The organism is Legionella rubrilucens, assembly GCF_001468125.1.
GTDB lineage: Bacteria > Pseudomonadota > Gammaproteobacteria > Legionellales > Legionellaceae > Legionella_C > Legionella_C rubrilucens.
The window spans coordinates 245,377-271,597 of the sequence record NZ_LNYT01000020.1 but is presented as its reverse complement, the minus strand read 5'-3'; the positions used below and the strand labels follow the sequence as shown (position 1 = coordinate 271,597).

Here is a 26,221-nt window from a genome sequence, read left to right as displayed (position 1 = left end):
AAAAAATTACAACAGGCGATGCAATTTAAAGGGCAAATGAACATCCGGCTCCTTATCCCAGAGGCTTATCACATGACCGCCATACCCTGCGCCAACGATTTTGCAGGCTTTGGCGTGTTTTTTTAATTCCTGAACATGCTGATGAAGTTTTTCAGAAACCAGTCCCCAGTCATAAAAGCATTGATTGCCTTTGTTTAACGCGCTTTCCAGCAGCAGAAAACCTTCTGTCGCCTCGCTTTCCAAAGCCATTTGGATTTCCCTTGCTGAATCAAGCATCCGGTCATCAATGGTGGTTGCCAATTCAGGATTGGTCTTTCGAAGCGCATTCACCGTCTTGACACAACTGTCAGTAATGCTTTTTTCACCGGAAGACGACACGTAAAGCCGGGGTCTCCAACGCGGTTCAATCGGTTGTATTTCATGATTGGTTGAATACTTAATCACCCCGCTGGACATGACTCCGGCGATATCCAGACCGCTGCTTTTGATATGAAACTCGTTTTCAAGCTGAATGGCAAATTCAAAGAGTTCCATCTGACTGATTAAACCGTAATACAGACACCAGCGGGCGACGGCCACGCAGATGGCGGCGGAAAATCCGAGGCCTGCGCCAATGGGAATTGAAGAATGAATGGTAAAAAAGCCGGTCAGTTCCGCCGGGTTTTTCTCCGCAAGCATCAAGGCATGACTGACGACAGGCCACAGCATAATGGAGAGCGAGTTTTCCCCCTCCGTGGAAATCGTTTGAATGGTACGGACAGAGTCCTTGGTGTAACCCAGGGTAAGCGTGTAATTGCTAAATGGGGTGACAAAAGCAAAACCACGATGAACAATCACATGCTCACCGGCCAATATGCATTTGGCCGGAACAGAGGTATGAAAATCCATAAAATGCCGTTCTGATAAATTAACCTAATTAACTATAGCATAGCGCCATCAATTTGATTAATTTTTATTCAAAAAAGCCTGGCGCACAGTCTATACTCTTAATACCCATCGGGTGAACGGGGACGAATGAATGAATAATCCTCATGTGGTGCTGATTACACCAGATGACGAAGTACTGGGAACCATCGACAAGCTGTCGGCGCATCAATACGCCATGCTGCATCGTGCTTTTTCCGTGTTTATTTACCGCCGGCGGCAAGACCGGTTTGAAATTCTTTTACAGCAACGTCAACAGAGTAAATACCATTCAGGCGGTTTATGGACCAATACCTGCTGTTCGCATCCAACGCCAGAGGAAAGCGTTGTTTCAGCCGCTGAACGCCGCCTTTATGAAGAGATGGGGATTAAAACCACGCTTCATACCGTGGGTAAATTTCATTATGTGGCGGTATTTAATAATGGTTTATTTGAAAACGAACTCGATTACGTGCTGGCAGGCACTTACGAGAGCGACACGATACCCTTCAATCAAGACGAAGCCCAGGCTGTGCAATGGGTAACGCTGGCTTATCTGAAGCAATGGGTCCATGACGAACCAGAGCAGTTCACGCCCTGGTTCCAGCAGGCCTTACGCTTGTTTATCCCTTATCTTGAAAGCCGGGTGACGGATAAAACCGTCAGCTAATCGAGCATCAGGCAAATTTCAGTACACTGGTCGCAGGACTGAGCGTCGGTTTGGCTTCTTTCTTAAAAAACCCAAGCTGTTTTTTGGGGACAGCCTCCGACTGAAGCGCAATTTTCACTGTTGGCAATTTATTTTTAAGGAATTCCCGATCGTCCTCGGAAAAGCACTTGCCCAAAATGACTGTCTTTAAACTGCTGCTGTTTTTCTGCAAAAAACCCACCAGCACGGCAAAATTGGATTTAAATTGATTATCAATAAAATCATCAATAATGACACTTTTAAGCTTAGGCAACTCAAGAGCTCGCAACCAGTTGAGCACATCAGCAAATTCAAAAGGATAAGCATGAGACAGATGGCCCTCACCATGAGATGAGTCTTCTTTAAAAGCATCAATCGTTAAATATTTAATGTGTGCAAATTGCCCCATATCCAGGTCAACCTCAGAAAGTTCCTTTTCAATTTGTTTTAAATCGCCAATAACCTGCTCTAAAAAAAGTAACCTGGCGTCCTTTTTGGTCTTTTCATCGGCAAATAGTTCAAAAAAAGAGATAATCATCTTGTAAATCTCAATCTCTTGAATATTAAAGTTGATCAAGCGTAAGACATGAGCCATTCCCTGGGTTGGTAGCCACTGATGCATGGTTATTATGGGCAAAGGCTTAGCAAACTTTTCCCCGGTTGTAGAATCAAAAACTTGGATTATCGCACTAATCTCCGTTAAAAGAAGCAACCAGTTCAACGAACGATGTCTGCTTTCATCAAGGTTAATTCTGCTCTTTTGAATCGCTTTAAGATTTTTATAAGCGTTGTTATCCAGCAGATGCTCAAGCAGTTTTCGGAGTTCCTGAATGGATTCAAGCCTGGATTTCTGCTTATACAGCTTGACATTTTCACGAACAAGACTCGTGTTATCATGCCAGCAGGTATAGCCATTCAGTGAGAAATTATTTTTAAAATCATTATCGGGAGCGGTCACTTTTTTTATGATTAACTGGCTGATGGGAACGTCCGGTATGAGCTGAGGCTGTTGCACTGCCTCCATGCCAGGCTCTTCAGGCGGCTTACGCGAAGGCGGTACACAATCATAGCTCATGGACGCCTTAAAGCCTGCTTCATCAACAGAAGCCTGACGCGATAGCAGGTAACTTGGCGCCGAGGGATCGACCGTAACCAGCTCCATTTGCGAATTTTTTCGAGTCAGCGAATCAATAAAATAAGGCGTTACGGTGCTGTCCACCGTGTCAGCCCGGGTGAGTTGGGAAAACGACGCGGGCGGTTCACTGCTTTTGCGGGGAAGGTCTTTTGGTAGATACAACTGCTCCAGGCTTTTCAGTTCCCTTAATTTTTTTTGGGTAAATGAGGCCGTGTAGGCCAACGTCCTTTCACCCTTTACCGCTATCTCGCTTGTGGCTCGAGGGATAGTAGTTTCGGTTCTTTCGACTTTTTTAATGGCCGGCTCTGACAGAGTGAACTTACTGTGCAATACCGCAGCTGCAGTCATCTTGTTGTCCGCCATCTCACTTTTGGTCAACGCATTTACGTGTTCGGTATCTCCGACTTTCTTAATCCTCGGTTCTGGTGAAAATGTGGGGGTGGGTAATGCGGCAGCCGTTGTAATTTCACTGTCGGTATGAAATAGTATGCTCTCATTTTCCTCAAGGATTTCATCCCGCTCACCCAGCGTTTTTCCAGTTTCCGTGGCGTCATTTTTTGTTTGAAAGTCCTCAATGGATGGGATCAGTTCTTCCGGGGATTCCTGAAGCCTATCCTGCGGGAATTCTTTCTCTTTTTTCTGATGTTTTTTAAGAATAAGATCGATAAACCCCATGCCAGCCTTTTCAGTTGATGTCTTTTTCATAATCACTACCGCCAATCAAAAAAAATGTCATAAAATAGACAATTTGGAAAAAAGTTGCAAGGGGAATGAGGCGTTCTGGCTCAATTTATTCTCTGACAGACGCCCTTTCATCGCTTGCCAACGTTTGAAAAGATTGATTATAGTTAGTCTTCCCCTAATCACTGGCAGGACGCCATGCGCCCTTTGTTTGTTACCCTGCTAACCTTATTATGGACTGCAGCAGCGTGTGCTTTGCCGACAGGCTTTGTCTATCTGCACCCGGTAGCGCCCGAAATCATTGAAGACCTGCGCTATGCCAGTGCCAACAATTTTACCGGACAGCGCGTTCCGGGTTATCGAACGGGGCGGTGTATTCTGACCCGGGAAGCCGCAAGGCAACTCGCCTTAGTCGAAAAAGCCGCTTTAAAAAAAGGGTATACATTAAAAGTCTACGATTGTTACCGCCCCCGCCGCGCGGTGAAAGCCTTTTACCAATGGAGTCAATCCAGTAACACCGCCACCAAAACGTGGTATTACCCGCGCGAAGAAAAAAATACACTCTTTGCCAAGGGCTATATTTCACTCGCCTCAGGCCACAGCCGCGGCAGCACGGTCGATTTAACCCTGGTGAAACTGAACCAGCGCGGCCACTACCCACTACGCATTAACGGCACCTGTTACAGTAAAACCAATCAGCACGTTGACGATGATTCCATTAATACCGGCACCCGTTTCGATTGCTTAGACCCAAGCGCCCATGTTTTTTATCGCGGGTTAACCGCAATCCAGCGACAAAACCGCCTGTTGCTCAGGCAATTGATGATGGCCCAGGGATTTAAACCTTATAGTAAGGAATGGTGGCACTTCACCTTGAGAAATGAACCTTATCCTCAGACTTATTTTGATTTTACCGTCCATTAGCCGGGTTTTTATGATGAAAACAAACAACGCTCATTCCCTGTTGAAACGACTGATTTGCCTGACGCTGATGTTTCTGATACCGCACGCTTTTGCCCGTAGTGTGAATGTCTATGTCGAATTGGATAATCTCGCTGTTTATCAATCCATCGAGCAGTTTAATCACTTTTTAAAAAGCAAGGGGGTTTTTAAGAAATACCAGATAGAGCCTTTTTTGCACGCTTACCCGCTGCATGTCACGCTTTACCTTGCCGATTACCCCGATAAAAACATCCCGCAACTGGTCAAACGAGTAGCCTTTCTGGCCAAATTCTGGCACGCAGTGGAACTAAAAACCACGTCGCTCTATGTCACGGAGGGAAATTACGTCATGCTGGGCATTGATTTACCGCATCAGGAGCGTGGCGGTAACCATTACCTGCAGCAGATGAGTGATGAAGCCGTGCTGCAATTGAATTCGCTGCGGGACAACACGATGCCCATCCCCGATTGGGCGATGAATAACCCCGTTAAACGCCAGGCTTTCAGCCTTTACGGCAGCCCGAATGTGTTTTTTGAATACGCCCCCCACATCACCCTGATGGCCAAACCGTTTAAGAATGCCACGGAAGCTGCGGCTTTTCACGAGGAAATAAATACTTTAATTAAAGAATACCGGCAATTGAAACCTCTGCAATTCAAGGCATCAGCGATTGGTATTGGCTATGCGGATGCCTTGGGGCAAATCACACAGCCGTTTGCGCATTTCAAACTGTCACTGCGCAAAAAAGCTAGGGTTTAAGCCGTTTGGAGGGCGATTTACTGTAACGCGTCAAATCCTTGTCAAAATTTTTTACCTGCGCCGCCTTCTGCCGGCTTTGTTCCTGCTCCATGAGGCTTTGCAGACGCAGCAGTTCATTTTTAACCCCTGACGTTTCGGTTTTAACCTGCTGAATTTCTTCCCTGAGATGAAGGGCTTCTTTATTCCGTGTAACAAATTCCTGCCTTAATGCTTCCAGCAGGTTGGCTTCAATTTTAAGTTGCTGTTTGAGTTGTTGATTTTCACTGCGCAGCTTTTTTATTTCCTTTTGCAGGCCGCTGGCCTTTTCCGATGCCTCACCCAGGGCTTTTTTCTTGGCTGCCAAACGTTCCTTTACCAGTTTCAACGAGCGTTCCGAGGATTTCAGGGTGAATTCAATCGCTAACTGGGATGCGGCGTTAACAACCGTCAACGCCTGACGTTCAATGTCAGTCTGGTTATTTCGCAGAAAAACAGCTTGCCGGCAGGCATCGGCTACGTCCACCGCGGCATCGCGAAGGCGGGTGGTAACCGTTTGGATTTGTTTTCCGCTTTTTAAATGGGAATAGTATTTATTGTCTTTTCTTAACACAGCAAGCGGCGTCAATGCCATACCCACGGCTTTTAAAAAATAAATGATCAACACAGTAACCGCCTTGGTTAACTTGGGCATCTCCTCTGCTTTGGCGGGTGCGGCGTGAAATGACTTAAGGTAAGCCGTCAATTGCTCCTGAAAAAGTAACTGGTGAATGCCCGCCGCCATGATGTCATTTGGTTTAGGGTTTTTTTTATTCAGACTGGCCGCTGCGATAAAATGCTGTAGTTCATGAAGGCATCGCGACTTAAGATTGGCCATTGACCCCGTGCAGGAAGGCACCAGAATCCCGTGTAACACGGCCCAATCCTCTTCCTCAAAAATAACCCACCCCTCTTTACCACTACGGATGAATTTGGCCAGGCATCCCATATTCTCAGGGGATCCACTGTCAAAACACAGGGAAACGGTACGTAAGACTTTTTGCAGCCATTGCTCAACCAATGCCTGATTGGCCTTGCTTTCATGGCGGGCGATGAGAGCCAGGAGCAAAAGCACTTCATTCATGAGATTTAACAGGCTTTTCCTGTTAAACCATCCCTCATTCGACAGCGTAGTTGATTTTATTCGTGCTGTTGAAAGCATAATGTTGACTAATTTTTATAGGAACACTTTGAATTATAGCAAAAATTGGGTTTTGACAAGGCAACGATGAGGAAACCACAGCTTATCCTGCGTTGTACGGATTGACCTGATAAAAGCGCGGGCAGACGTTCGAGGCGACGTTCTCGCTTTTTACACCGTAATAATGGCCGCCGTCCAGACGATGGCACACCGCCACAGGACTTAAGGAATTCAGGCAGGAAGCCAGCGTTGACGAAGCGCATTGGGGAAAAATCGCATCCGGTCCTCGAAGCGCCGCATAACGATCATTTTTCCAGGTTGTGAAGGAGCGGGTATAGAAAGTCGTAAAATCGGCAAGGATGGCCTGTTCATCGAGCTTAAACAGTTTCATTCCCGAATAATTGTGGTGATCACGACTGATGGAAGGCGTGGAATAGGCATACACCATGGATTTGGACAGCCTGATTTGTCGGATTTCATCCATGTGGGTATGGGATGTCAGCAGGGTAATTTGCCCATAATGGGACTGAGCCGCATCCAGCAGACGGATAAACTCCTGTTGGTAGATGTCATGCCACATCGGCTCGCCCTTGAGGTTATTGCCTGGAGGGACATGCATGGCAATCAGCAATTGCCTGGCTTTGTAAGTGGATAATTGTTTTTTTAACCACCGCAATTGCCTTTTAGCCGCTTCCTGTTGATGCGGGTAGGAAGGGAGGAAAAAAGGGGTGCGACTGAACAGGGTTGAGTTTAATGCAATGAGAATGATGGACTTATCACCGGGAGTGACATAACTGGCATAATAGCCATCACGGCTCATGCCGCTGTCATTCAGCAGCAGGCCGTCACAATAAGCACAGGCTCCATCCCAGTCAGCCGCCAAATCGAGCGGCGTTTTCCCTGCTGCATTAAAAGGCTGATAATTGCCTTTCAGTGCGTCATTGTTCCCGGGAACATAGAACAGGGGCCGTTTAGCCTTATCGGCCTCATACAAGGCATGGAATACGTCCTGTTCATAGTCTGCCTTAGCCGGCACCTGCCCCAACAAATGGGTGGGAAGGTCCCCCAGCGTGATAATAAAATCGGCCTGTCGCGACAATTGTGCGTATTTTTTCATTGCCAGCTTCAGAAGGGATGGGCTGGTATCATGGCCGTCGCCATCCGTATTCCGGGCGCCGTAATGAATATCGGAAATGGTTAAAAAGCGAATGGCTGCCTGGCCGGAAAACGAAGCCAGCAACACGAAAATCAACAGGATCAGACGAATCATGATAAACCTTGGTAAAGCGCCTGTTGACCAGGCGCTTTAGGGTCTTTAACTGGTGGCTTCACGGATAGTCCAAACCCGTTGAGCGGCCAGCGGCGCTTCGTCTATCCACATCACCAGCGGCTTACCGGTTAAACCGGGTTTGTTTTTGGAGGCCAGGGCCACGGCAAAGGGGTATTTTTTCCGAAGGCTCTGCAGGGCATTCATAACCCGATTGGCATCGGGCTGATTATCCTTCAGAACCAGTTCATTGCCGCGGTACAGGATAGTCACCGCCTGCCCTCGCAGAGCCTGCTTAACCACGGTTTCCAGACGACGCCATTTCGCCTGACGGCTGCGCTGCAGTTCAGTCTGGGTTGGATTTTGCTGATACTTGATTCGCGGGTGTTTTGAAAAGACCTTCGCCCAGGAATTATTGCTTGGCTTTTGCTGCAGGAAATACGTACACAGGGCATCCACGACGTAGCGGTAACGTCCAGACACCGAAGGTTTGGTTCCAGGCAGGCGGTTAATGTAAATCGCAAAGGCTAAGGTGTGTGCATTGGCGGTATAAAGGTAGCCGGACAAACTGATGACGCCCGTCATGGTGCCTGTTTTGGCGCGCACCAGATCCTGTTGATCAGGCCGCTTAAAGCGACGCTGCAAGGTGCCATCACGGCCCGAGATTGGCAAGGCGGCGATGTATTCATAGGAGAGCGGGAAACGCTCGTATAAAAATTTAAGCAGGCTCACGGTTTGATTCGGCGTTAACAAATCGTGTCGGGACAAGCCGGATCCATCAGTCAGGATAGCATTCTGCAACGGGATACCGGTTTGTTGCTGCAGGAATTTTTTAATGATGCTTTGTGCATCGGCCCAATTAACCGGCGTGCCCTGTAATTTAGCGGCGGCATGCAGGAACAGGCTGTCGGCATAGAGGTTATCGGAGGGCTTTAAGGTATCGGCCATGAGCTGGGCAATGGGCTTGGATGTGTCGGTGGCCAGCAACAGGGAACCGGCGGGCGCCCTGCCGAGGGTGACATTGCCTTCATGCACGATGTTGAGTTGATTCAGTTGCTGCTGGATCAACCCCTGAGCGTAAATCAGCGGGTTCTGGATGGCCATCTTCTGCTGCACCGCCCATTGGCCCACGCCAACGCAGCCGCGTATCGTCAGTTGATTTTGCTTGTTCATGGAAAAATCCACGCCGCACCGGGAGGCTCTGTCTTTGGTGGTGACCTGATTATTAATGACGATGCCGCCTTTGTCGCCTTCCACTTCCACAATGGCCGGCGCCCCGGGTTTATCGCCGGGATTAACCGTCACGATCATGCGGTTGGCATCAATCACCACGGGCGCCAGCGGCGCACCATAACTGTAAACCAGATCCTGCACCATCCAGCCTGGCGGGTAAGGGTTAACATTGGCATGGCTGCTGTCAATGACCACATTGCCGACAATCCGGTCGATGTGCCAGTTTTTTAAGGAAGCCAACAGGCTGGCCAGGCGTTCGCGGCTGAAGGACGGGTCACCGGGTAAATGCAGGTACAGCGTGCCGTTCAGTACGCCATTCTGCAAAGTGCCAATCCCTGCGCTGAGTTGGTTTTTAAACCGGTAATCCGGTCCGAGAACCATCAGGGCCGCAGCATCCGAAAACAGTTTCATGTTGCTGGCCGGAATGAACGAGCGAGCCGGATTGCGGCGATAAATCGTCGTGCCGCTGGTTAAGTCCACCACTTCGACACCGATGTTCATGGCGGGATCGACCTGATTGATAATTTTGTCCGCGCCGCTTTGAAAACTGGCATGCAGGCTGGTTGTAAACAACGCGCCCATAATCAAACCTGATAAGGTCCTTTTCATCAATTTCGCTTCCTTAAAGTAGGTGATTGAAATAACATCTGTCTGAAACTCTGATTAGCCCAGGACACCGACACGTCAGTGCAAAAGTGCTAATCATAACGCAAGCCCATGCGCTCAAGAAGCCCTGCCAGGGTATCATTATCAAAAAATTTTATCTGCAGCCATCCCCCGCTGCCGTCATCGTTTACAATTTGAACAGGCGCGCCGACTTGTTCCGCCAACTGACTCTGCAGACGCTCAATATCCCGGTCGCGGCGCCGATCGGTTAATGGGGCCGGGACGGCTTTAGTCTGGCGCACTTTTTCTTCCAGTTGGCGCACGGACCATTGCCCGTTAATGATGTCATCTGCCCAGCGCATCTGCTCAAAAGGCGTCATGCCCACCAGGTTGCGCGCATGCCCCAGGGATAACGCGCCGCTACCGATTTTATCCTGCACGGATTTCGTCAGCGTCAATAAACGCAGAATATTGGCAATGTGGCTTCGTGATTTGCCTACCAACACGGCAATTTCATCCTGCTGGAAATGAAATTCATCGCAGAGACGACGATAGCCTGTCGCTTCTTCAATCAGATTCAGCTCCTGACGCTGAATGTTTTCAACCAGCGTTAATGCCGCGGCCTGTTGATCGGTATACTGACCTATCAGGCAGGGAATTTCGCTTAATCCAGCCAGTTTCGCCGCGCGCCAGCGGCGTTCACCGGCAATGATTTCATAGCGTCCCGCCGCAATGGCTCTGACCACCAGCGGTTCAATCAAGCCCTGGGCAGTAATGGACTGCGCCAACTCCTGAAGCGCCGTCTCCTCAAAATGGATTCGCGGTTGATAGCGTCCCGGCTGCAGGGCGTCTAAAGGCAATAACTGATACTGGGCAGGTGTTTGCATTGACCAAATCGGGCTTTAATACAAGTGCGAAAAATTGTTTCACAAGTGCCGTCCGTTTGGCAATCAAAATACTTAGGCTGACCCGTCAGGATAAACCGGTTTTGGGGCGGGATCATAAAGATACCAGCCAATGTGAAAAAGGACATGGCCGGCGATGGCCGCCAGAAGACCGTATTGCCAGAACAACCAGCCAAATAAAGCGGTCTGCCAGAGGTTCAACAGCACCATGGCATAGGCAAAACGACGGCTGCCTGCGCAGCCCGCCGCGATGTAGGCGGGTAAATGACCCAAACTGAGCAACAAGCCGCTGCTTAACATGGCAAAGCCGATGACGCCCCCGGAAATTCGGCCAGTAAACAGGGCGCCGAAATAGGCAATGACATTCATAAGTCCAAAACGGCCAATGATTTCCTCCACGACACCGCCATACAAAATGCACCCGTCAAGCCGCAGGGCCGCACGCATGGTGTATAAAACCGTTAGGGTTTTGTCATCAAGAATGCTGACCATGACGCCGTAATAGAGGAAAAAGAAGACCAACAGCCCGACCAGCACACTTAGAAATACCGGCAACAGCATCTCCTGCAGCAACCCCATCACCGGTTGATTGTGCAGCAAACCTTGCAGGATGGGTTCATTTAACCCGGTTTTAAGCGATAAAACCGTACCGGCAAAACTCATCAGGATGACCATCATCAGGGTTTGCAGCATCGCAAAGCGGCTGATTTTTTTCCTTAACTCCTCCGTGTTTTGCGGCAACAGCAGATGAATCAGGCGGGGAATGGCGATAACAATGCCCGGTAAGGACAAACCGGTCAGGATGACAATCAGCGGCCAGTTAATCAGCATTTCTTTTATCCTTTGCGTAACACACTGTAGAAAAAACCATCCCTGTTTCCCTCACCGGGCATGATTTGCCAGCCATGACCGGTAAAAATTCCCCATGGCTGCTCCCGCGTTAAGACTTCACAATCCGAATGATGCGCCGCAAAGGCGGCAATCTGCTGTTCATTTTCAACAGGGAGAATGGAGCAGGTGGCATAAACCAGCACCCCTTTGGGTGCCAGCAGGGGCCAGAGCGCTTGAAGCAATGCCTTTTGCAGAGTTGCCGCCTCACGGACATCCTTTTCGCTTCGCAAAAGCTTGATGTCCGGGTGCCGGCGGATAACGCCCAGGGCGGAACAGGGCGCATCCAGTAAAATGCGATCAAAGCACTCGCCATCCCACCACGACGAAGGATCCAAACCGTCGCCCTGAAGCACAGTGGCTTTCAGGTGCAGGCGCGACAGATTCTCGTTCACGCGCATCAGCCGCTTTGCATCCACATCCAGCGCGACGCAGGCTTTAAGCCGGGTTTCAGTTTCCAGAATATGGCAGGTTTTGCCGCCGGGAGCACAGCAGGCGTCAAGCACGCGCAGTCCGGGTTGTAAATCAAGCAGGGTCACGGCCAGTTGCGCCGACTCGTCCTGCACAGAGACATCCCCCTCTGCAAAGCCGGGCAAGTCCCAAACATCACAGGCTTGCTCCAATGCGATGCCTTGCGCTGCCTGCGAGTGGGCGTGCGCTGCGATGCCGTTATCCTGTAGCCGCTTTAAGTAGTCTTCGCGGGAGGAGCGAAGTTGATTGACGCGCAGACTCATCGGCGGATGCTGATCATTGGCCTTCATGATCGCCTCCCAGTGTTGTGGCCAATCCTGTTGTAATCGCTTAACCAACCAGTCCGGGTGACCCGACAGGTACTCAGGCCTGGTTTGTACTTTTGCCAGTAAATCGTCTTTTTCTCGACAGAAATTCCTCAGTACCGCATTGACTAAACCTTTAGCCCAGGCTTGCTTCACCATGGCAAGCAACGCCACGGTTTCCTTGACGGTCGCATAAATGGGTTTATTCAGATACAACAACTGATAAAGCCCCATCACCACCACCATCCAGACTTCCAGCGGTTTAGGGCGTTTTTTGAGCAGGCTATCGCCTAAGCACTGTAACCGAAAATAATGTCGACAGACGCCATAAGCAATTTCTTTGGCCAGTGGCGAGGCATCGGACAGGCTGTAGGACAGGGGGGTGTTGTCCTTAAACACAGCCATCAGTGCGTTTAAGGCCTGGAGGCGATCATTTTTACTCATTGAAGGACCTGATTAATCAACTGCCCGGCACGGCCAGCATTCAGCCAATCGGCAACGCGCATGGCTTTGCCGCCGGGAAACTGCAGGATTTCAATGCAAAGCACCCCTTCGCCAGTTGCCACCCGCATGCCGCGCTTGTCGATGCTTAACACCGTGCCCGGGGCTTTACTGTGGGTATCGAGTTCAATGCGGGCCTGATAAATACGCAGGCTTTCCTCACCCATTTGGGTATAAGCCACAGGCCAGGGATTATAGGCACGGATTTGCCTGTCGATGACCTCAGCCGACTGATGCCAGTCAATGCGGGCATCGTCTTTGGCAATCTTTGATGCGTAGGTGGCAAGCGCATGGTTTTGCACAACCGGTTTGGCGCGTCCCTCAGCCAATGCGTCGATGGCGTCAAGCAGCGCTTTGGGCGCCAGTTGCGCCAGTTTATCATGCAGGCTGGCTGCCGTTTCACTCTCCGTCAATTCGCAGGCGGTTTCAACCAGACTGTCGCCTGTATCCAGTCCCACGTCCATCTGCATGATGGTTACGCCGGATTGCTTGTCCCCATGCAGGATGGCCTGTTGAATGGGCGAAGCGCCTCGCCAGCGGGGTAACAACGACGCATGCACATTGATGCAGCCCAAACGGGGGATGGTTAACACGTTTCCCGGCAGGATGAGGCCGTAAGCAATCACAACCATTAAGTCCGGTTTTAAGGCTGCCAGTTCATCCACCGCCTCGGGGGTTTTAAAATTGACCGGTTGATACACCGGCAGGCCGTGATTGACGGCCCAGCGTTTGACAGCGGAAGGCTGCAGTTGGCGGCCGCGTCCTGCCGGTCTGTCCGGTTGGGTGTAAACGGCGGTGAGGCGGTGCACCGACCCTGCCAGTGCCTCCAGACAGGGCAAACCAAATTCAGGTGTGCCTGCAAAAACAATCGACAGCGGCCTCATTATTTGCGCGCCATCTGACGCTTGTATTTTTCAAGCTTGCGCCGGGCCATGGTGCGTTTGAGCGGCGACAGTAAATCCACATAGAGTTTGCCGTTTAAATGGTCAATTTCGTGTTGGAAACACTCGCCGAGTAAACCGTCAGCGGTCATTTCATACGACTTGCCGGTTCTGTCCAGTGCCCGAATGGTGACCTTGTCGGCGCGCACCACCGTGTCGTAAACCCCAGGCACAGACAGGCAGCCTTCCTGGTATTCCTTTTGCCCTTCGGAAGCGATAATTTCGGGATTGATCAGGACGAGTTGCTGTTTTTTGTCGCCGATCACATCAATAACCGACAAGCGGAGGCTCACGCCGATTTGCGGAGCGGCAAGGCCTACGCCATTGACACTGTACATGGTTTCAAACATGTCATCGATAAGCGTTTGCAATGCGTCGTCGAATTGCCCAACCGGTTTGGCGACCTGACGCAACACCGCATCAGGCAGGTAAATAATCTTGCGAATAGCCATAAGACATCTGTTTTAAATGGTGAATTGCGTGGTATTATCGCTAATACCCTGTGCAGCTGCAAGATGCCAACAATTGGACCAAGGACTGATCAATGCGATACTTGCTGATTCTTTTATGCTTTTTTCTCTCATTTGACCTGCAAGCATTCTCTTCAGCGCCGCACGTGACTTCCCTCCGCTCCGATTACCCCAGACGGTATGTTGTTCAGCCCGGCGACACATTGTGGTCGATTGCCACCACGTACCTGAATCGTCCCTGGGAATGGAAAGCCCTTTGGCATGCCAATCCCACCATTAAAAACCCGAACCGACTTTATCCCGGCGCCGTTCTGGAACTCAATTTTTACCACCGTCACCCGTACCTGAAGGTCTTATCCAACGGCACGATTAAACTGTCGCCGCACATGCGGCCCATGCCCAGTGACGCAGCCATCCCTCCCATCCCGCTGATGGACATCAAACCCTTCCTGAACGCGTCCCTGGTCATGGACAAGAACCTGCTGGCCCAGGCGCCTTATATCGTGGCCTTTACCGGTGAACACATGCTGGGCGGTCAGGGGGATGAAGTCTATGTGAAAAAACTGCATCCTTCACGAAAAATGCCGAGAGGCGCTACGATTTCCTATGCCGTGTATCGTCCCGAGTGCCCCTACGTTGAGCCAGTGACCCATCGGCCATTGGGCTATAAAGCGACCTTAGTCGGTTATGGCGAATTGGTGCGAGGCGGTGAACCGGCCACTATCCTTTTGACGGAAATTACCGAGGGCGTCAAAATAAGAGACCGGGTTATGCTCAATGATTTCCCGGAATTCAAACTGAATTTTCTGCCTAAAACGCCGAGCTATCCCATCCGGGGATCCATCATTGATTTACCCGGCGGCTTGCCCAGCGGCTCCACGCAGGGCGCTGTGGGGCTGGTGGCCGTCATCGATCGTGGGGATGACGCCGGTCTTGAGCCTGGCGATGTACTGGCGATTTATTCCGAGCAACGCTTAATCCGCGATCCGCTTAATCGCCAGGAGGAAATCCTTCTGCCGCGCGAACGGGTGGGGGAAATGATGATTTTCCGAGTCTTTAGCAAAACCAGTTTCGCCTTAGTCGTGCGTTCAACCCGAGCCGTTCATTTGCTGGATAAAGTTACCAATCCATGATCAACAAGCCTTACCTCCTCGCTTTAAACCGCATTCCTGCCATCGGCCCCCGCACCGTCATGAAATTACTGCGGCAATGGCCGGTATTGGCGGATCTCTTCAACACGCCCTATGCAGCCCTGCTTGATGCCGGTTTGCCTGATAAAATGGCGCGGGCCATTGAGCGGTTTGAGCACAGAATCCTGGACACGGATACCGCCTGGCAGCAGTCTTCCCCACAGCACCATCTGTTGACCTGGGAGGATGACGCCTACCCTGACCTGCTTCGGGAAATCCATGATCCGCCGGTGGTTCTCTATGCGATTGGGGATTTGGCCGCACTCAAGCAGCCCTGCATTGCCATGGTCGGCACCCGCAAACCTTCGGTCAGTGGCAGTGAGACTGCAGAACACTTTGCCTTTGAATTGGCGAGCCGGCAAATCACCGTTGTCAGCGGGCTGGCACTGGGCATCGACGCGCGGGCGCATACCGGTTGTGTGGCTGCGGGAGGGAAAACCATTGCCGTTATGGGGACAGGCATTGATCGCATCTATCCGCGTCAACATCATCAACTGGCTGATAAATTAAGTAAAAACGGCTTGTTGCTGAGTGAATTTCCGTTAAATAGTCCATCCAGTGCTGGACATTTTCCACGCAGAAATCGTATAATAAGTGGCTTATCCTTGGCCACCTTGGTTGTAGAAGCGGCACTTCGCAGCGGTTCGTTGATCACTGCGCGCCTGGCACTGGAGCAAAATCGGGAGGTGATGGCTGTTCCTGGCTCAATTCATAACCCGCAATCCAGAGGGTGTCATTTTCTTCTGCAGCAGGGTGCTAAATTGGTTACCTCAACGGAGGACATCCTGGAAGAGTTAAAATTAACCATTCCGGATAAAAAAGCAAATCAATCCAGGTCATCCCTTGCAACCAACAATAAAAACCTAGTAAAGTGCATTGGCTTTGAGACGACGACGGTCGATCAGATCGTCAACCGCAGCGGTTTAAACGTTGAGGAGGTTGTCTCTGACCTGGCCATATTGGAATTAGAGGGCATTGTCAAATCAGTACCCGGCGGTTACATGAGGTGTGCATATGAAAGATAGCTTGTTTGAGATGTTGATGAATTTCTTTGAGAAAAGTTTGTCTCAGTTAAAGGAAAGCAAATCTCAGCAAAACGCAGAGACAGCCCAGCCAGACGGGGAAAATGGTCTTGATTCGACCAATCCTGAAAAAAGCACGCTCGTGGTCAGACCAGCCAACATGGATGCCACGCGGGTGTTTACCGTCGATGAACAAATGAAACTGACCAAAGCCAGCCACCAGTTTATTGTGCGCATGATGCTTTGGGGCGTTATCGCGACTGAAACCATGGAGCAAATCATTAATCAACTGCTTTTTTCCGAATCCCGCTTTGTCACGTTGCAGGAGACGAAATGGACTATTCGCAATACTTTGGCAGAGCATCTTGATTCCGCGCAACTTGCTTTTCTTGATCTGGTGCTCTATCAAAAAGAAGATGAACTACCCTTACATTGATAACACAAAAAAAGTTAAGGCCAACTTTCTATGAACAAACATTTGGTTATCGTGGAGTCTCCCGCGAAGGCTAAAACTATTCAAAAATACCTGGGCAAAGACTACGATGTCCTGGCCTCCTACGGCCACGTCAGGGATTTGCCGCCGCGCAAGGGATCCGTTAATCCCGATAATCATTTCACCATGACCTACACCCCCATTGAAAAAAACGCGCGGCACATTGAATCCATCGCCAAAGCGCTTAAAAATTCAGACTCACTCCTTCTGGCAACCGACCCTGATCGCGAAGGCGAAGCCATTTCCTGGCACGTTTACGAATTAATGAAGGAACGTAATCTGTTAAAGAACAAAGAAGTTCACCGTATTTTTTTCAATGAGATTACCAAATCGGCCATTCAGGAAGCGATTAATAATCCCCGCTCCATTTCCATGGATTTGGTGAATGCGCAGCAGGCACGCCGTGCTCTGGACTATCTGGTGGGTTTTAATCTTTCACCGCTGTTGTGGAAAAAAATCAGACGCGGCCTTTCTGCAGGCCGCGTGCAAAGTCCGGCTTTGCGCCTGATTGTGGAGCGCGAAGAAGAAATCGAACGCTTTATCGCCCAGGAGTACTGGCGCATCATTGCCCACTGCCAACATGAAAAAGCCGCTTTCGAAGCCCGACTAACGCACTATCAGAGCGAAAAGCTGCACCAGTTCAGCATCACCCAGGGTGATGAGGCGCACCGTCTGCGCGACGCGTTATTGCAGCAGGCCCAAGGGGTTCTGGTTGTTGATAACATCGAAAAGAAACAACGCAAACGCAAACCCGCGGCCCCCTTCATTACCTCGACCCTGCAACAGGAAGCGGCTCGAAAACTGGGCTTTACGGCTCGTAAAACCATGATGATCGCCCAACAACTTTATGAGGGGATTGATATTGGTTCAGGAACCGTCGGTCTTATTTCGTATATGCGAACCGACTCGGTCAATCTGTCCAATGAAGCGTTGGACGACATCCGGGAATTCATCATTAACCGTTACGGCAATGACAATTATCCCGGAGGCCCCCGCCTTTACAAAACCAAATCCAAAAATGCCCAGGAAGCGCATGAAGCCATTCGCCCCACGTCCATTAAACGCACGCCCGAAATGGTGCAGGAATCGCTGACCGCCGATCAATTTAAACTTTACAGCCTGATTTGGAAACGAACCGTGGCCTGCCAGATGGCCGATGCTGTTTTAGATACGGTCGCGATTGATTTCACCTGCGGCCAGGGCAACATTTTCCGCGCCAATGGCTCCACCATCACGTTTCCCGGTTTTCTTACCGTGTATGAAGAAGGACAGGACGATCTGGCGGAAGACGAGCAGAATGGTATTTTGTTGCCCAACCTTAAACTTGGTGAAAAAGTCCTGCTTCAGGATATCCTGGCCAACCAGCATTTTACCGAACCGCCGCCCCGCTATTCGGAAGCTTCGCTGGTTAAAGCCCTGGAAGAATACGACATTGGCCGTCCATCGACTTATGCCACCATCATTCATACCCTGCAGCAGCGCGAATACGTGATTGTCGATAAAAAGCGCTTTGTCCCCACAGACGTGGGACGTATCGTTAACCGTTTTCTCACGGGCCATTTTACCCGCTACGTGGATTACAAATTCACCGCCGAACTGGAAGACACGCTGGATGCCGTGTCGCGCGGTGAGCGTGAATGGGTACCCGTGCTGGAAGAATTCTGGAAACCGTTTATTCACCAGATTCATCAGACCGATGAACAGGTACAACGCAAGGACGTGACCACCGAGACCCTGGATGAACAATGCCCCAAATGCAGCAAACCCCTAGCCATTCGCCTGGGTAAACGCGGGCGTTTCATTGGTTGTACCGGGTATCCGGAATGCGATTACACCCAGGATTTAGGCCATGCTGAAGGGGAAAAAGCCGAACCGGATGTCGTGGAAGGTCGAAGTTGCCCCGAATGTCAGGGGGCTTTGCACATTAAAACCGGACGCTATGGCCGCTTCATTGGCTGCAGTAATTATCCGGATTGTAAATTCATTGAACCGCTGGAAAAACCGGCCGATACCGGTGTGGAATGTCCCAAATGCCATGAGGCCACCCTTTTGAAACGGAAGTCGCGCAAAGGTAAAATTTTCTATTCCTGCGGCAATTACCCCAAATGCGACTACGCCTTGTGGAATGAGCCGGTGGCAACACCCTGCCCCAAATGCGCCTGGCCCCTGTTGACTGTCAAGGAAACCAAGCGCTCAGGCAAGCAAATCCTTTGTCCCCGCGAAGGGTGCGGCTACAGCGCCGACGCACAAGAATAATCGCTTAATAAGGGAAATGGCTTCCTTTGTTTTTTCTAATCGCATTCTCAAATGAGAAATCAAGTTCCGGCGCAGGATTTTCCAAAGCCTGCGTCAAGGTAATGAATTGATAGCCGTTTTTCCGGTACATGGCAATGATATCGCCCAGCACATAACTGTTCAGTACATTGGCATGCAACAACAGAATTTGCCTCGCATTCTTGTTTTTAGCTTTCTTTTCTGCGCGCAGAGTGCGATTCCAGATGTAGGCTAAGTAACGGGGTTTAAGCTTTTGAATGTAGGCTTCCCTTGAACGATAGGGCACGCGATAAACCATTTCGTTGAAGCGGAAATCATCGCTGTCAATGGTCACCGGCGCTATGACGTAATGGTGTTCGGCAAGGTATTGATGCACCTTTTCCCGCGTTTGGTTGGCCCCTTCGGCCAGGTAGGGATAGCGGAAATACTTCGGCTCCGTCATGAGCGGGTTCAGGATTTTATCGGCTTTTTCGATGTCGGCAATGTAACGATCGGCGCCAATCTGATTTAAGCTGCGGTGCGAATAGGTGTGATTACCCAATTCAAAACCGGCCTGACGAAATTGCTCAAGAAAAGCCCATTGTCCTTTTTCGATGGCGCCGGCAATCACAAACCCGGTGGCGGGTACTTTATTATCGACAAGCGCTTGAACGATTTTATTAAACCGCTCCGTGGCGCGCTGTTGGTTGCCTGGGGTATCCATTCGCGATGCCACCAGCGGCAAATCATCGATAGTAATGGCAATTTCTTTTTCAGCAAAAACCAGGCTGGATGCCAGGCACAACACCATGATTAACGTACGCATAATAATCCTTTATTCAGCATTCGTTTAATCAGTTTAACAGATGATTGGAGAATTTCGAGGGGGATCAATCGCTTAGGTCAACGGCTTTTCATCCCTTCATGAACAAAATGAGCTATAATCCATCATTTTTGCACCTTGTGCTTGCGAGTTACTCCCATGCCAATAAACCCATCGCAAACCCATACCCGTGATTTACAGCGATTTAATCAATTAAAAGCCTTGATCCTTAAACGGCGCGCTTTTGAAGCAGCCCATCCCTATCCGCCTTATTCCCTCTACAAAACCGATTTCAATTTTACCGATGTCCACGGTAACTCGTTATTGCATTATGCTGCCGCATTGGGAGACCTGGATAAGATCAGGGAATGCTTGAAAAACAACATCGACATCGATATAAAGAATAATCTCTCCCAGCAAGCCATTCATCTGGCTCTGGAAAACGGTCAATTGGCAGCAGCACAAAAGCTGTTCATGGAGAACGCGGATTGCAGCGATGTCCATTTAAGCCAATGCCGGAGAAATCCTGAACAAACCGCCTGGTTTAAAGAGGTGATTGCGCAGTGGTTAAAAGCCGCTTTCCCTTCAGCCAGAAACTACCGCACGCCACGCTGCAGCGGTCAATTTTTCAAACAAAAGGACGAAATCCATCCGGCCTCATTAACACGGGCGGCTGAAACGGGCGATACCTCTTTTCTGAAATCAGCCATCAGGCAACACGCCTTACCGCCCGAAATCGTTAATCCCTTATTGGCCGTTGCGGCAGCCAATGATCAATTGGACACTGTGAAATACCTGCTTGAAGAGGCGGGGGCCATCAGTGCACCGGGTGGGACAACGGCATTGATTGAAGCAGTAAAAAATCGCCATGGCCGCGTTATTGATTATTTATTAAGCCAAAATGTGGCCATTAATCAACAGGACGGCTTAAAAAACACTGCCTTAAGTTATGCCATCATCCATCACGACAAAGGCACAACCGAACGATTATTGACGCTTGGCGCAACCTGCCTGCATAATGACTTAATTGGTAATAGCCTTCTTCACCTTGCTGTGAAAAGCGGCTGTCCTTTTGTGAGCGACCTGCTTGGTCTGCCGGGATTTTCGGCTCTGCGTCATCACAGGAACATGTACGGTTTTACCCCCTTTGATCTTGCCCTTCAGCACCAGCGCGATGAATGGCTGCCCCTGCTGGCGGAAGGACAGGATTTAACGTCGATTAAACAGAACGCGGCTTATGGCCATCTCCCGGTCCCCATCCATCAGGCCGCCGTATTGGATAACATGCTTTACCGCCTGAAGCTCAACTACCGCGATACCCGTTATTTTGATCGCGACGGCCACTGCCACGGGTTTTCCTTTCTTCATTCCCTTTATGCCGAGCGGGGGGATTATTATTTTGCGACCTTAGCCTTGATGAGCCGCTGGAATGGCAGCGAGGACGATTTATTCAAGCCTTTTCATCCGACACTGCCCCAGGCCGCCTGGTATAAAAACCTGGATGAATTGTTTGAACAATGGACGAATGATCTCTTTTGGTTCCAACACACCGGACTCCGAACGATTGATTCGCTGCGACAAACGGATCGCCAGAAACAATTTGACCTGATTAAGGGGGTTTCGCAGGAAAACAGTCAGTATCATCTTCTCTATGTAGAACCTGAACACAACCGGGATGAACAGGGAAAACCCTTTAATTATGTGCGAGGCGAGGCGGAACTTCTGGAAATTCTTTCCTACATGACTCGTATGCCAGCCGGCATTCACATTGAATTCATGGGTGAGAGACATACCACGTCCGCCTACAATGAAAAGGCCCTTTCGCTGGCTTATTACGACAGCAATTTTACGTTTAAATTACAGGGAAGTACCCACGCCCCGGCAGTCAGTCGGCAATTACGGGACTGGTTTGAAGGCGCGGGGGCTCAGGCGAATTATCTCATCACTGTTTTTTGTTTTCAGAAAGACATTAATGAACTTAAGCTGTCGACCTTTGTTGTTTTTGATGAAAAGGAATTCCCAAAAAGCCGGGCCGATGCGATCCGGTTTCAGCAGCAATCAGCCAACCAGTTTACCCCCTTGCACATTGCCGTCATGACGCGCAGTTTACCCGCCATCAGAAGACTGCTTAACGATGGCTTTTGTGACATTCACGCCAGGGATCGCTCAGGCCGCTCAGCCATTAAAATGGCCTTAGACAGTCATTTTTATGACGCCCTGGGCTTGTTTTTAGCCTCACCGGACATTGCTCTTCATGAGTTAAGCGGTTTTATTCGTCAAGCTTATCGTAATAACGAAAATGACATTCTTCAGGCCGCACTGGCTCATCCAAATGCCAGGCAGTTAATCGGTTTGTTACTGGAGGCCATTCAAAAAGACGATCTGCCGTTCATTCAACGCCTGCTGTCTCAAGCAAAAATCGATGTCAATACGATCGTTTCTGACACCCTGCCGTTGATTGATGCCCTGCAAACCGGCAGTGAGGCCATTATTCTGACCCTGCTGGATCATGGTGCCTCGCTGTTCATCACCTGCGGTTATGCGAAAACCCCATTGAAAGTGGCTTTTCTCAGCCATTCCCGGTGCATGGACGTAGTGATTGCCCGCTTAAACGGCATCCTCCATCGTCTTGATGCCACGGGCATGGCGGCCATTCATCATGCGTCCGAACAGGCCAATGCCCTGGCCTTGCGAAAATTAATCAGTGCCGGTGCGGATGTGCGGCAGGTTACGGCAGGCGGTAAAACCGTTTTTGAACTGCTTGCCGATTCGCCCTGGGGGATTCAGGAACAACGGGAATGTTACCGCTTACTTATCAGTCAGTATCAGTTTGACTTATCGCAAGCGTCTGATCGTCAAATCCTGCAACAACTTTTAGTGAAACTGGCTCTGTCTTACGATGAACGTTTATATCAGCTGCTCCTGCGTCAATGCAGGCCGGAACTCATTGATAACCTTCACATTCATGGCCAACCGTTTTTGCATTACCTAATCAGCAATCGCTGCCTTGCCCCCTTAGCCAGCCTGCTTGAGCATGGGGCTCGGGTTGACCCCCTTTCCAGAGACAGCAATACGCCGTTGATGGCTTTGATTCAAGACAATACCCTACCCCACCGGCATGAGGTCATTGAAATGTTCATTGATTACGGGGCCGATGTCACCCTAAAAAACCATCAGGGAAAAACCGCGATTACGTTAATGCAGGAAAGCTCCGACAAGCAAATCAGACAAATGGCGCCTGATGCCCTTTCAGAATCCCCGCTGCGAATGGGTTAACGGGCTAATGACGGCTGGCATCAATGCTTTTCACCCGGCCATTTTCAAACGTCAGTTCGTAGACAAACTCGTTGGGGGAATTCTGGTATGTCCATACCTCAATTTGCCGGATGCTTTCACCCACCGGGTTACCCCAGGCATCCAGCAGCAACTGCCGATCTTCGCGGATTTCTTTAGCCAAAGGCTCACCGCATTTTTTAAGTACGGCAAATTTGGTGTCGCCTTCATAAACTAAGGATTGCTGGCAACGCATGGCCTGGACAGCCATTGGGCTTAACGCCATTAACAGGCCAGCCAGCATCATCAATCGTTTCATATCGCCTCGCCTTGGACGCTCAACTCCTAGATTGAGTATAGAACTTTTTTGCTTCCTGAATGGTTCGTTCGATGTCGACGCGGTGAATGTCCAAATGGGTGACTAAACGTAACTGGCCGCTTTTGTTGGGATTTTTTGGCCAAAGGATGCCCTGGCTGTGAAGATGAGCCTGCAGTTGCGGGTAGGACTCATTCACTTTAACGAAAAGAATATTGGTTGAAACGCTATCCACCTGAATGTGTTCAATCCCTGCCAATTGCTCGGCCAGCAGCAGGGCGTGATCATGGTCCTCTTGTAACCGCGCCACGTGATGCTCGAGTGCGTAAATTCCGGCTGCGGCGAGTAATCCCGCCTGCCGCATGCCGCCGCCCAGTACCTTGCGCCAACGCCGTGCTTTACGAATCAGCTCGCGGGAGCCGCATAAAACCGAGCCTACGGGCGCCCCTAATCCTTTGGACAGGCAGATGGAAATGGAGTCGAAGTGCTGGCTGATTTCGTGGAGCTCAACCCCGGAATCCACCACCGCGTTAAACACCCGTGCACCATCCAAATGCGCGCTTAAACCGTGTTCGCGGCAAAAAGAAGGGATGGTCTTCAGGTAGTCGAGCGGTAAGGCTTTACCGGACAGGGTATTTTCCAGGCACAACAGCCGGCTGCGTGGATGATGATCTTCCACAGGCTTGATAACCATGGCTACTTTAGACAGCGACAAGGTTCCATCCCGCTCAAAATCAAGGGGTTGCGGCTGCACACTGCCCAATGCAGCAGCACCCCCGCCTTCCCACATGTAGGTATGCGCTGTCTGACCGACAATGTATTCATCGCCGCGCTCACAATGCGCCATGATGGCCATCAGGTTAGTCTGGGTGCCCGATGGCGCAAAAACAGCCGCTTCCATCGCGGTATGCTCAGCGAGGATGGACTCAAGCGTTTTGACAGTCGGATCTTCGCCAAACACATCGTCGCCTAACTCTGCATCCATCATCGCTTTCATCATGCCTGCAGTCGGCTGGGTGACCGTATCGCTTCGAAAATCAATTCGTTTCATTTTTCACGTCTCGCTTATCGTGTTATAGATTGCTTTCAGGGAGGGAAGTAATTTCTGTAAATGACTGATTGTGGTAAGGATCGCCTCCACCTCCTGGTGTTTTCCCTGTTTCAGACAGTAGGCATACCAGAGCAGCCAGCTATGAAAAATCTGGCGCCACAGGATATCATCGGCATGATGCCGGTGCGATGCGCGTTCAAAATACCCTTTCAACACAGCCGTGTATAACGAAGCCTCAAAGCGATGTTCTACCACGCCGGCACAATTCAGTGCAAGGCCCAGTAATTCCACAAACGGGTGAATTAACCCTGCACTTTCCCAATCCAGCAGACACAGGCGTTGGTTGTCCTGCCAAACAATGTTGTGGCTGTGCAGGTCGCGATGGCTGATCACCCACTCATGGTCACGGTGATTGCGTTGCTGATTGCATTCGTCGATCAGGGAGGAAACCCAACTCAAGGCGGATGCGTCATCGACTTCGATGGCAGGAAAGGGTTGTGCCTTAAGATGCTTAAATCCCAATTGGTGAAGGGCGGCCAGCGCTCTGCCTGAACAGATTGCCCGATGGCGTGATGATCGCTCGTGGATTTTGCCGGGACAATAGGGCTTGAGCAAACCCACCCGGTTCCCCACCGGGATAAGAAAGCCAGAGGCATGCGGACGCAATGCTCGCTGTGTCAGGGCCAGACGGGTGGCCACTTCCGCCGCCAATTCCTCTGTGAATTCAAGATGCTCTGGTTGGGTAAGTCCCAACCAGGTCGATGAAGCAAACAATTTGGCCACCCACAGGCTGCCATTCTGTAAACACACCAGTTCATTGTGGTGCTGAAGCCCCTGGTTTAATGACGTCACCCACACTAGTGGCTCAGGGAGAAAGGGCATGGCCCAATGGTTTACGACTGCGGCTGGCATGTCGGTTTAAACACGGCAGGTAAAGGGTGCGACTTATTGCTCATTCATTAATTGTTCGATGTAACGTCGACAGGTTAAGGGTTTATCCAGGTAATTGATTAAATAGCGTGTTCCGCCTGTTCCGGTAATAACGAGCGACCCGTAGCGTAACAGACTGCCTAAGATGGACTGGCGGATGTCAATGGTTTCAATTTTAGTCAGCGGAATATCCACAGTCTGGCGCACCAGCACGCCCGTGCGCAATATAACCTGCTTTTTTTTAATGGTCAGGGATGAAAAATGATAAGTCACCCAGGTAATCCCTATCCAGGCTAAGGCGAAAAGAACAACGAACAGAGACAACACTTTTAATTGTTCAAACTCGATACCGATGAGCATGCCCGCCAATGCCAGCATCGCCGGCCAGAAAAAAAGGACTAAATGGAGTCCTGCTTCATAGACAACATTCGTATCGGCTTTTTCCTTCATTGGTATCCTCATTATTCTTATTGCCATATCATAGAGGAGATGCAATAAATTTGCTATGCTCCCAGATCGGTTCATCCTAATCCGGCTACCTGTCCGTATGCGCCCCGTTAATCAATGCCTGAATAAACAACTCGCTGCTCTCTGCGAACAGAGCATGAAGCTCAATGAGTTGAGTGACAAGCTGAAATTGTATTTGAGTCCTTCGCTTCATGCTCATTGCACCGTGGGCAGTTTCAATCGTGGCTGTCTGGTTCTGGCACTGACCGATCCTGCCTTTGCTACACCGCTACGCTACGAGCTTCCGACGTTGCGTGATCGGTTGCGCAAAGAGGCAGGGTTTTATCAGCTTCTGTCCATTCAGATTAAAATTATCGAGCCTGAAGTTGAATTAAGTTCGGGTATCAAAAGAAAATGCCGGCCGCTGTCTGACAAGGCGCGTACAGCCATTCAACAGGCGGGAGAAACCTGTCTTTATCCGCCGCTTCAGGAAGCGCTTTACAAACTGGCACAGGACAATAAAACCTAGCGGCGCATTGGCATGGGCGATCGCTGCAGAAGCAAAGCCTTG

The 26,221-nt window shown here is 50.2% G+C and carries 24 protein-coding genes; 9 read left to right on the top strand and 15 right to left on the bottom strand.

Annotated features, from left to right (window positions below; genetic code table 11):
- Window positions 1-6: 6 nt before the first annotated feature.
- Entirely contained in the window at window positions 7-888 is an 882-nt protein-coding gene (locus Lrub_RS09000; RefSeq protein ID WP_058531843.1) for a mevalonate kinase family protein, read from the bottom strand.
- A gap of 130 nt (window positions 889-1,018) precedes the next feature.
- On the opposite strand from Lrub_RS09000, the gene idi reads away from it, so the two are divergent.
- The gene (idi, locus tag Lrub_RS08995; protein ID WP_058531842.1) at window positions 1,019-1,573 is read left to right on the top strand and encodes an isopentenyl-diphosphate Delta-isomerase; all 555 of its coding nucleotides are present in this window, start codon (window positions 1,019-1,021) and stop codon (window positions 1,571-1,573) included.
- 7 nt (window positions 1,574-1,580) lie between these two features.
- Here the strand turns inward: idi and Lrub_RS08990 are convergent, their stop codons facing one another.
- The gene (locus Lrub_RS08990) at window positions 1,581-3,431 is read right to left on the bottom strand and encodes a hypothetical protein (protein WP_133134110.1); all 1,851 of its coding nucleotides are present in this window, start codon (window positions 3,429-3,431) and stop codon (window positions 1,581-1,583) included.
- Between the two features lie 174 nt (window positions 3,432-3,605).
- On the opposite strand from Lrub_RS08990, the gene Lrub_RS08985 reads away from it, so the two are divergent.
- Window positions 3,606-4,331: a M15 family metallopeptidase gene (locus Lrub_RS08985; RefSeq protein ID WP_058531840.1), complete on the top strand. Its 726-nt coding sequence runs from the start codon at window positions 3,606-3,608 to the stop codon at window positions 4,329-4,331.
- 10 nt (window positions 4,332-4,341) lie between these two features.
- On the top strand, window positions 4,342-5,109 hold the full coding sequence (locus Lrub_RS08980) for a 2'-5' RNA ligase family protein (protein ID WP_133134111.1): 768 nt from the start codon (window positions 4,342-4,344) through the stop codon (window positions 5,107-5,109).
- On the opposite strand, the gene Lrub_RS08975 is transcribed toward Lrub_RS08980, so the two are convergent.
- The 8 genes from Lrub_RS08975 to def form a co-directional block, all read right to left on the bottom strand.
- Window positions 5,099-6,286: a hypothetical protein gene (locus tag Lrub_RS08975; RefSeq protein WP_133134112.1), complete on the bottom strand. Its 1,188-nt coding sequence runs from the start codon at window positions 6,284-6,286 to the stop codon at window positions 5,099-5,101. The two genes, Lrub_RS08980 and Lrub_RS08975, sit on opposite strands and share 11 nt — an antisense overlap.
- An 82-nt stretch (window positions 6,287-6,368) precedes the next feature.
- The gene (locus tag Lrub_RS08970; RefSeq protein ID WP_058531837.1) at window positions 6,369-7,535 is read right to left on the bottom strand and encodes a metallophosphoesterase family protein; all 1,167 of its coding nucleotides are present in this window, start codon (window positions 7,533-7,535) and stop codon (window positions 6,369-6,371) included.
- A 45-nt stretch (window positions 7,536-7,580) separates the two neighbouring features.
- Entirely contained in the window at window positions 7,581-9,374 is a 1,794-nt protein-coding gene (gene dacB, locus Lrub_RS08965) for a D-alanyl-D-alanine carboxypeptidase/D-alanyl-D-alanine endopeptidase (protein ID WP_058531836.1), read from the bottom strand.
- An 89-nt stretch (window positions 9,375-9,463) separates the two neighbouring features.
- Window positions 9,464-10,258 (bottom strand): ParB/RepB/Spo0J family partition protein, encoded by a 795-nt coding sequence (locus tag Lrub_RS08960; RefSeq protein WP_058531835.1) that lies wholly within the window; start codon window positions 10,256-10,258, stop codon window positions 9,464-9,466.
- 72 nt (window positions 10,259-10,330) lie between these two features.
- Window positions 10,331-11,107, bottom strand: coding sequence for a CPBP family intramembrane metalloprotease (locus Lrub_RS08955; protein WP_058531834.1), 777 nt, complete (start codon window positions 11,105-11,107; stop codon window positions 10,331-10,333).
- Between the two features lie 5 nt (window positions 11,108-11,112).
- Complete coding sequence (gene rsmB / locus Lrub_RS08950) at window positions 11,113-12,384, bottom strand: 16S rRNA (cytosine(967)-C(5))-methyltransferase RsmB (protein WP_058531833.1); 1,272 nt, start codon at window positions 12,382-12,384, stop codon at window positions 11,113-11,115.
- Window positions 12,381-13,325: a methionyl-tRNA formyltransferase gene (fmt, locus tag Lrub_RS08945; RefSeq protein WP_058531832.1), complete on the bottom strand. Its 945-nt coding sequence runs from the start codon at window positions 13,323-13,325 to the stop codon at window positions 12,381-12,383. The genes rsmB and fmt overlap by 4 nt, the downstream gene beginning before the upstream one ends.
- The gene (def, locus tag Lrub_RS08940) at window positions 13,325-13,834 is read right to left on the bottom strand and encodes a peptide deformylase (RefSeq protein WP_058531831.1); all 510 of its coding nucleotides are present in this window, start codon (window positions 13,832-13,834) and stop codon (window positions 13,325-13,327) included. Before def ends, fmt begins: the two co-directional genes overlap by 1 nt.
- Before the next feature lie 92 nt (window positions 13,835-13,926).
- Here def and Lrub_RS08935 point away from each other — a divergent pair, with 92 nt between their 5' ends.
- The 4 genes from Lrub_RS08935 to topA are packed head-to-tail and all read left to right on the top strand — an operon-like array spanning window position 13,927 to window position 18,813.
- Window positions 13,927-14,985 (top strand): LysM peptidoglycan-binding domain-containing protein, encoded by a 1,059-nt coding sequence (locus Lrub_RS08935; RefSeq protein WP_058531830.1) that lies wholly within the window; start codon window positions 13,927-13,929, stop codon window positions 14,983-14,985.
- A complete protein-coding gene (gene dprA, locus Lrub_RS08930; RefSeq protein ID WP_058531829.1) occupies window positions 14,982-16,067 on the top strand; it encodes a DNA-processing protein DprA in 1,086 nt (361 codons plus the stop codon). Before Lrub_RS08935 ends, dprA begins: the two co-directional genes overlap by 4 nt.
- Complete coding sequence (locus tag Lrub_RS08925) at window positions 16,057-16,500, top strand: DUF494 family protein (RefSeq protein WP_058531828.1); 444 nt, start codon at window positions 16,057-16,059, stop codon at window positions 16,498-16,500. The genes dprA and Lrub_RS08925 overlap by 11 nt, the downstream gene beginning before the upstream one ends.
- 30 nt (window positions 16,501-16,530) lie before the next feature.
- Entirely contained in the window at window positions 16,531-18,813 is a 2,283-nt protein-coding gene (gene topA, locus Lrub_RS08920) for a type I DNA topoisomerase (RefSeq protein WP_058531827.1), read from the top strand.
- A gap of 4 nt (window positions 18,814-18,817) precedes the next feature.
- Here topA and Lrub_RS08915 read toward each other — a convergent pair whose 3' ends face one another.
- Window positions 18,818-19,636: a polysaccharide deacetylase family protein gene (locus Lrub_RS08915; RefSeq protein ID WP_133134113.1), complete on the bottom strand. Its 819-nt coding sequence runs from the start codon at window positions 19,634-19,636 to the stop codon at window positions 18,818-18,820.
- 156 nt (window positions 19,637-19,792) lie between these two features.
- On the opposite strand from Lrub_RS08915, the gene Lrub_RS08910 reads away from it, so the two are divergent.
- Window positions 19,793-22,909, top strand: coding sequence for an ankyrin repeat domain-containing protein (locus Lrub_RS08910; protein WP_058531825.1), 3,117 nt, complete (start codon window positions 19,793-19,795; stop codon window positions 22,907-22,909).
- Between the two features lie 4 nt (window positions 22,910-22,913).
- On the opposite strand, the gene Lrub_RS08905 is transcribed toward Lrub_RS08910, so the two are convergent.
- The 4 genes from Lrub_RS08905 to Lrub_RS08890 are packed head-to-tail and all read right to left on the bottom strand — an operon-like array spanning window position 22,914 to window position 25,653.
- Entirely contained in the window at window positions 22,914-23,225 is a 312-nt protein-coding gene (locus Lrub_RS08905; RefSeq protein WP_058531824.1) for a DUF2845 domain-containing protein, read from the bottom strand.
- 19 nt (window positions 23,226-23,244) lie between these two features.
- Window positions 23,245-24,273: a low-specificity L-threonine aldolase gene (ltaE, locus tag Lrub_RS08900; protein WP_058531823.1), complete on the bottom strand. Its 1,029-nt coding sequence runs from the start codon at window positions 24,271-24,273 to the stop codon at window positions 23,245-23,247.
- 3 nt (window positions 24,274-24,276) lie between these two features.
- Window positions 24,277-25,185 (bottom strand): phosphotransferase, encoded by a 909-nt coding sequence (locus tag Lrub_RS08895; RefSeq protein ID WP_082651480.1) that lies wholly within the window; start codon window positions 25,183-25,185, stop codon window positions 24,277-24,279.
- A gap of 33 nt (window positions 25,186-25,218) precedes the next feature.
- Window positions 25,219-25,653 carry a PH domain-containing protein gene (locus tag Lrub_RS08890; protein WP_058531821.1) on the bottom strand — a complete coding sequence of 145 codons (435 nt, stop codon included), beginning with the start codon at window positions 25,651-25,653 and terminating at the stop codon, window positions 25,219-25,221.
- 55 nt (window positions 25,654-25,708) lie between these two features.
- On the opposite strand from Lrub_RS08890, the gene Lrub_RS08885 reads away from it, so the two are divergent.
- The gene (locus Lrub_RS08885; protein ID WP_337589126.1) at window positions 25,709-26,179 is read left to right on the top strand and encodes a DciA family protein; all 471 of its coding nucleotides are present in this window, start codon (window positions 25,709-25,711) and stop codon (window positions 26,177-26,179) included.
- Window positions 26,180-26,221 lie beyond the last annotated feature (42 nt).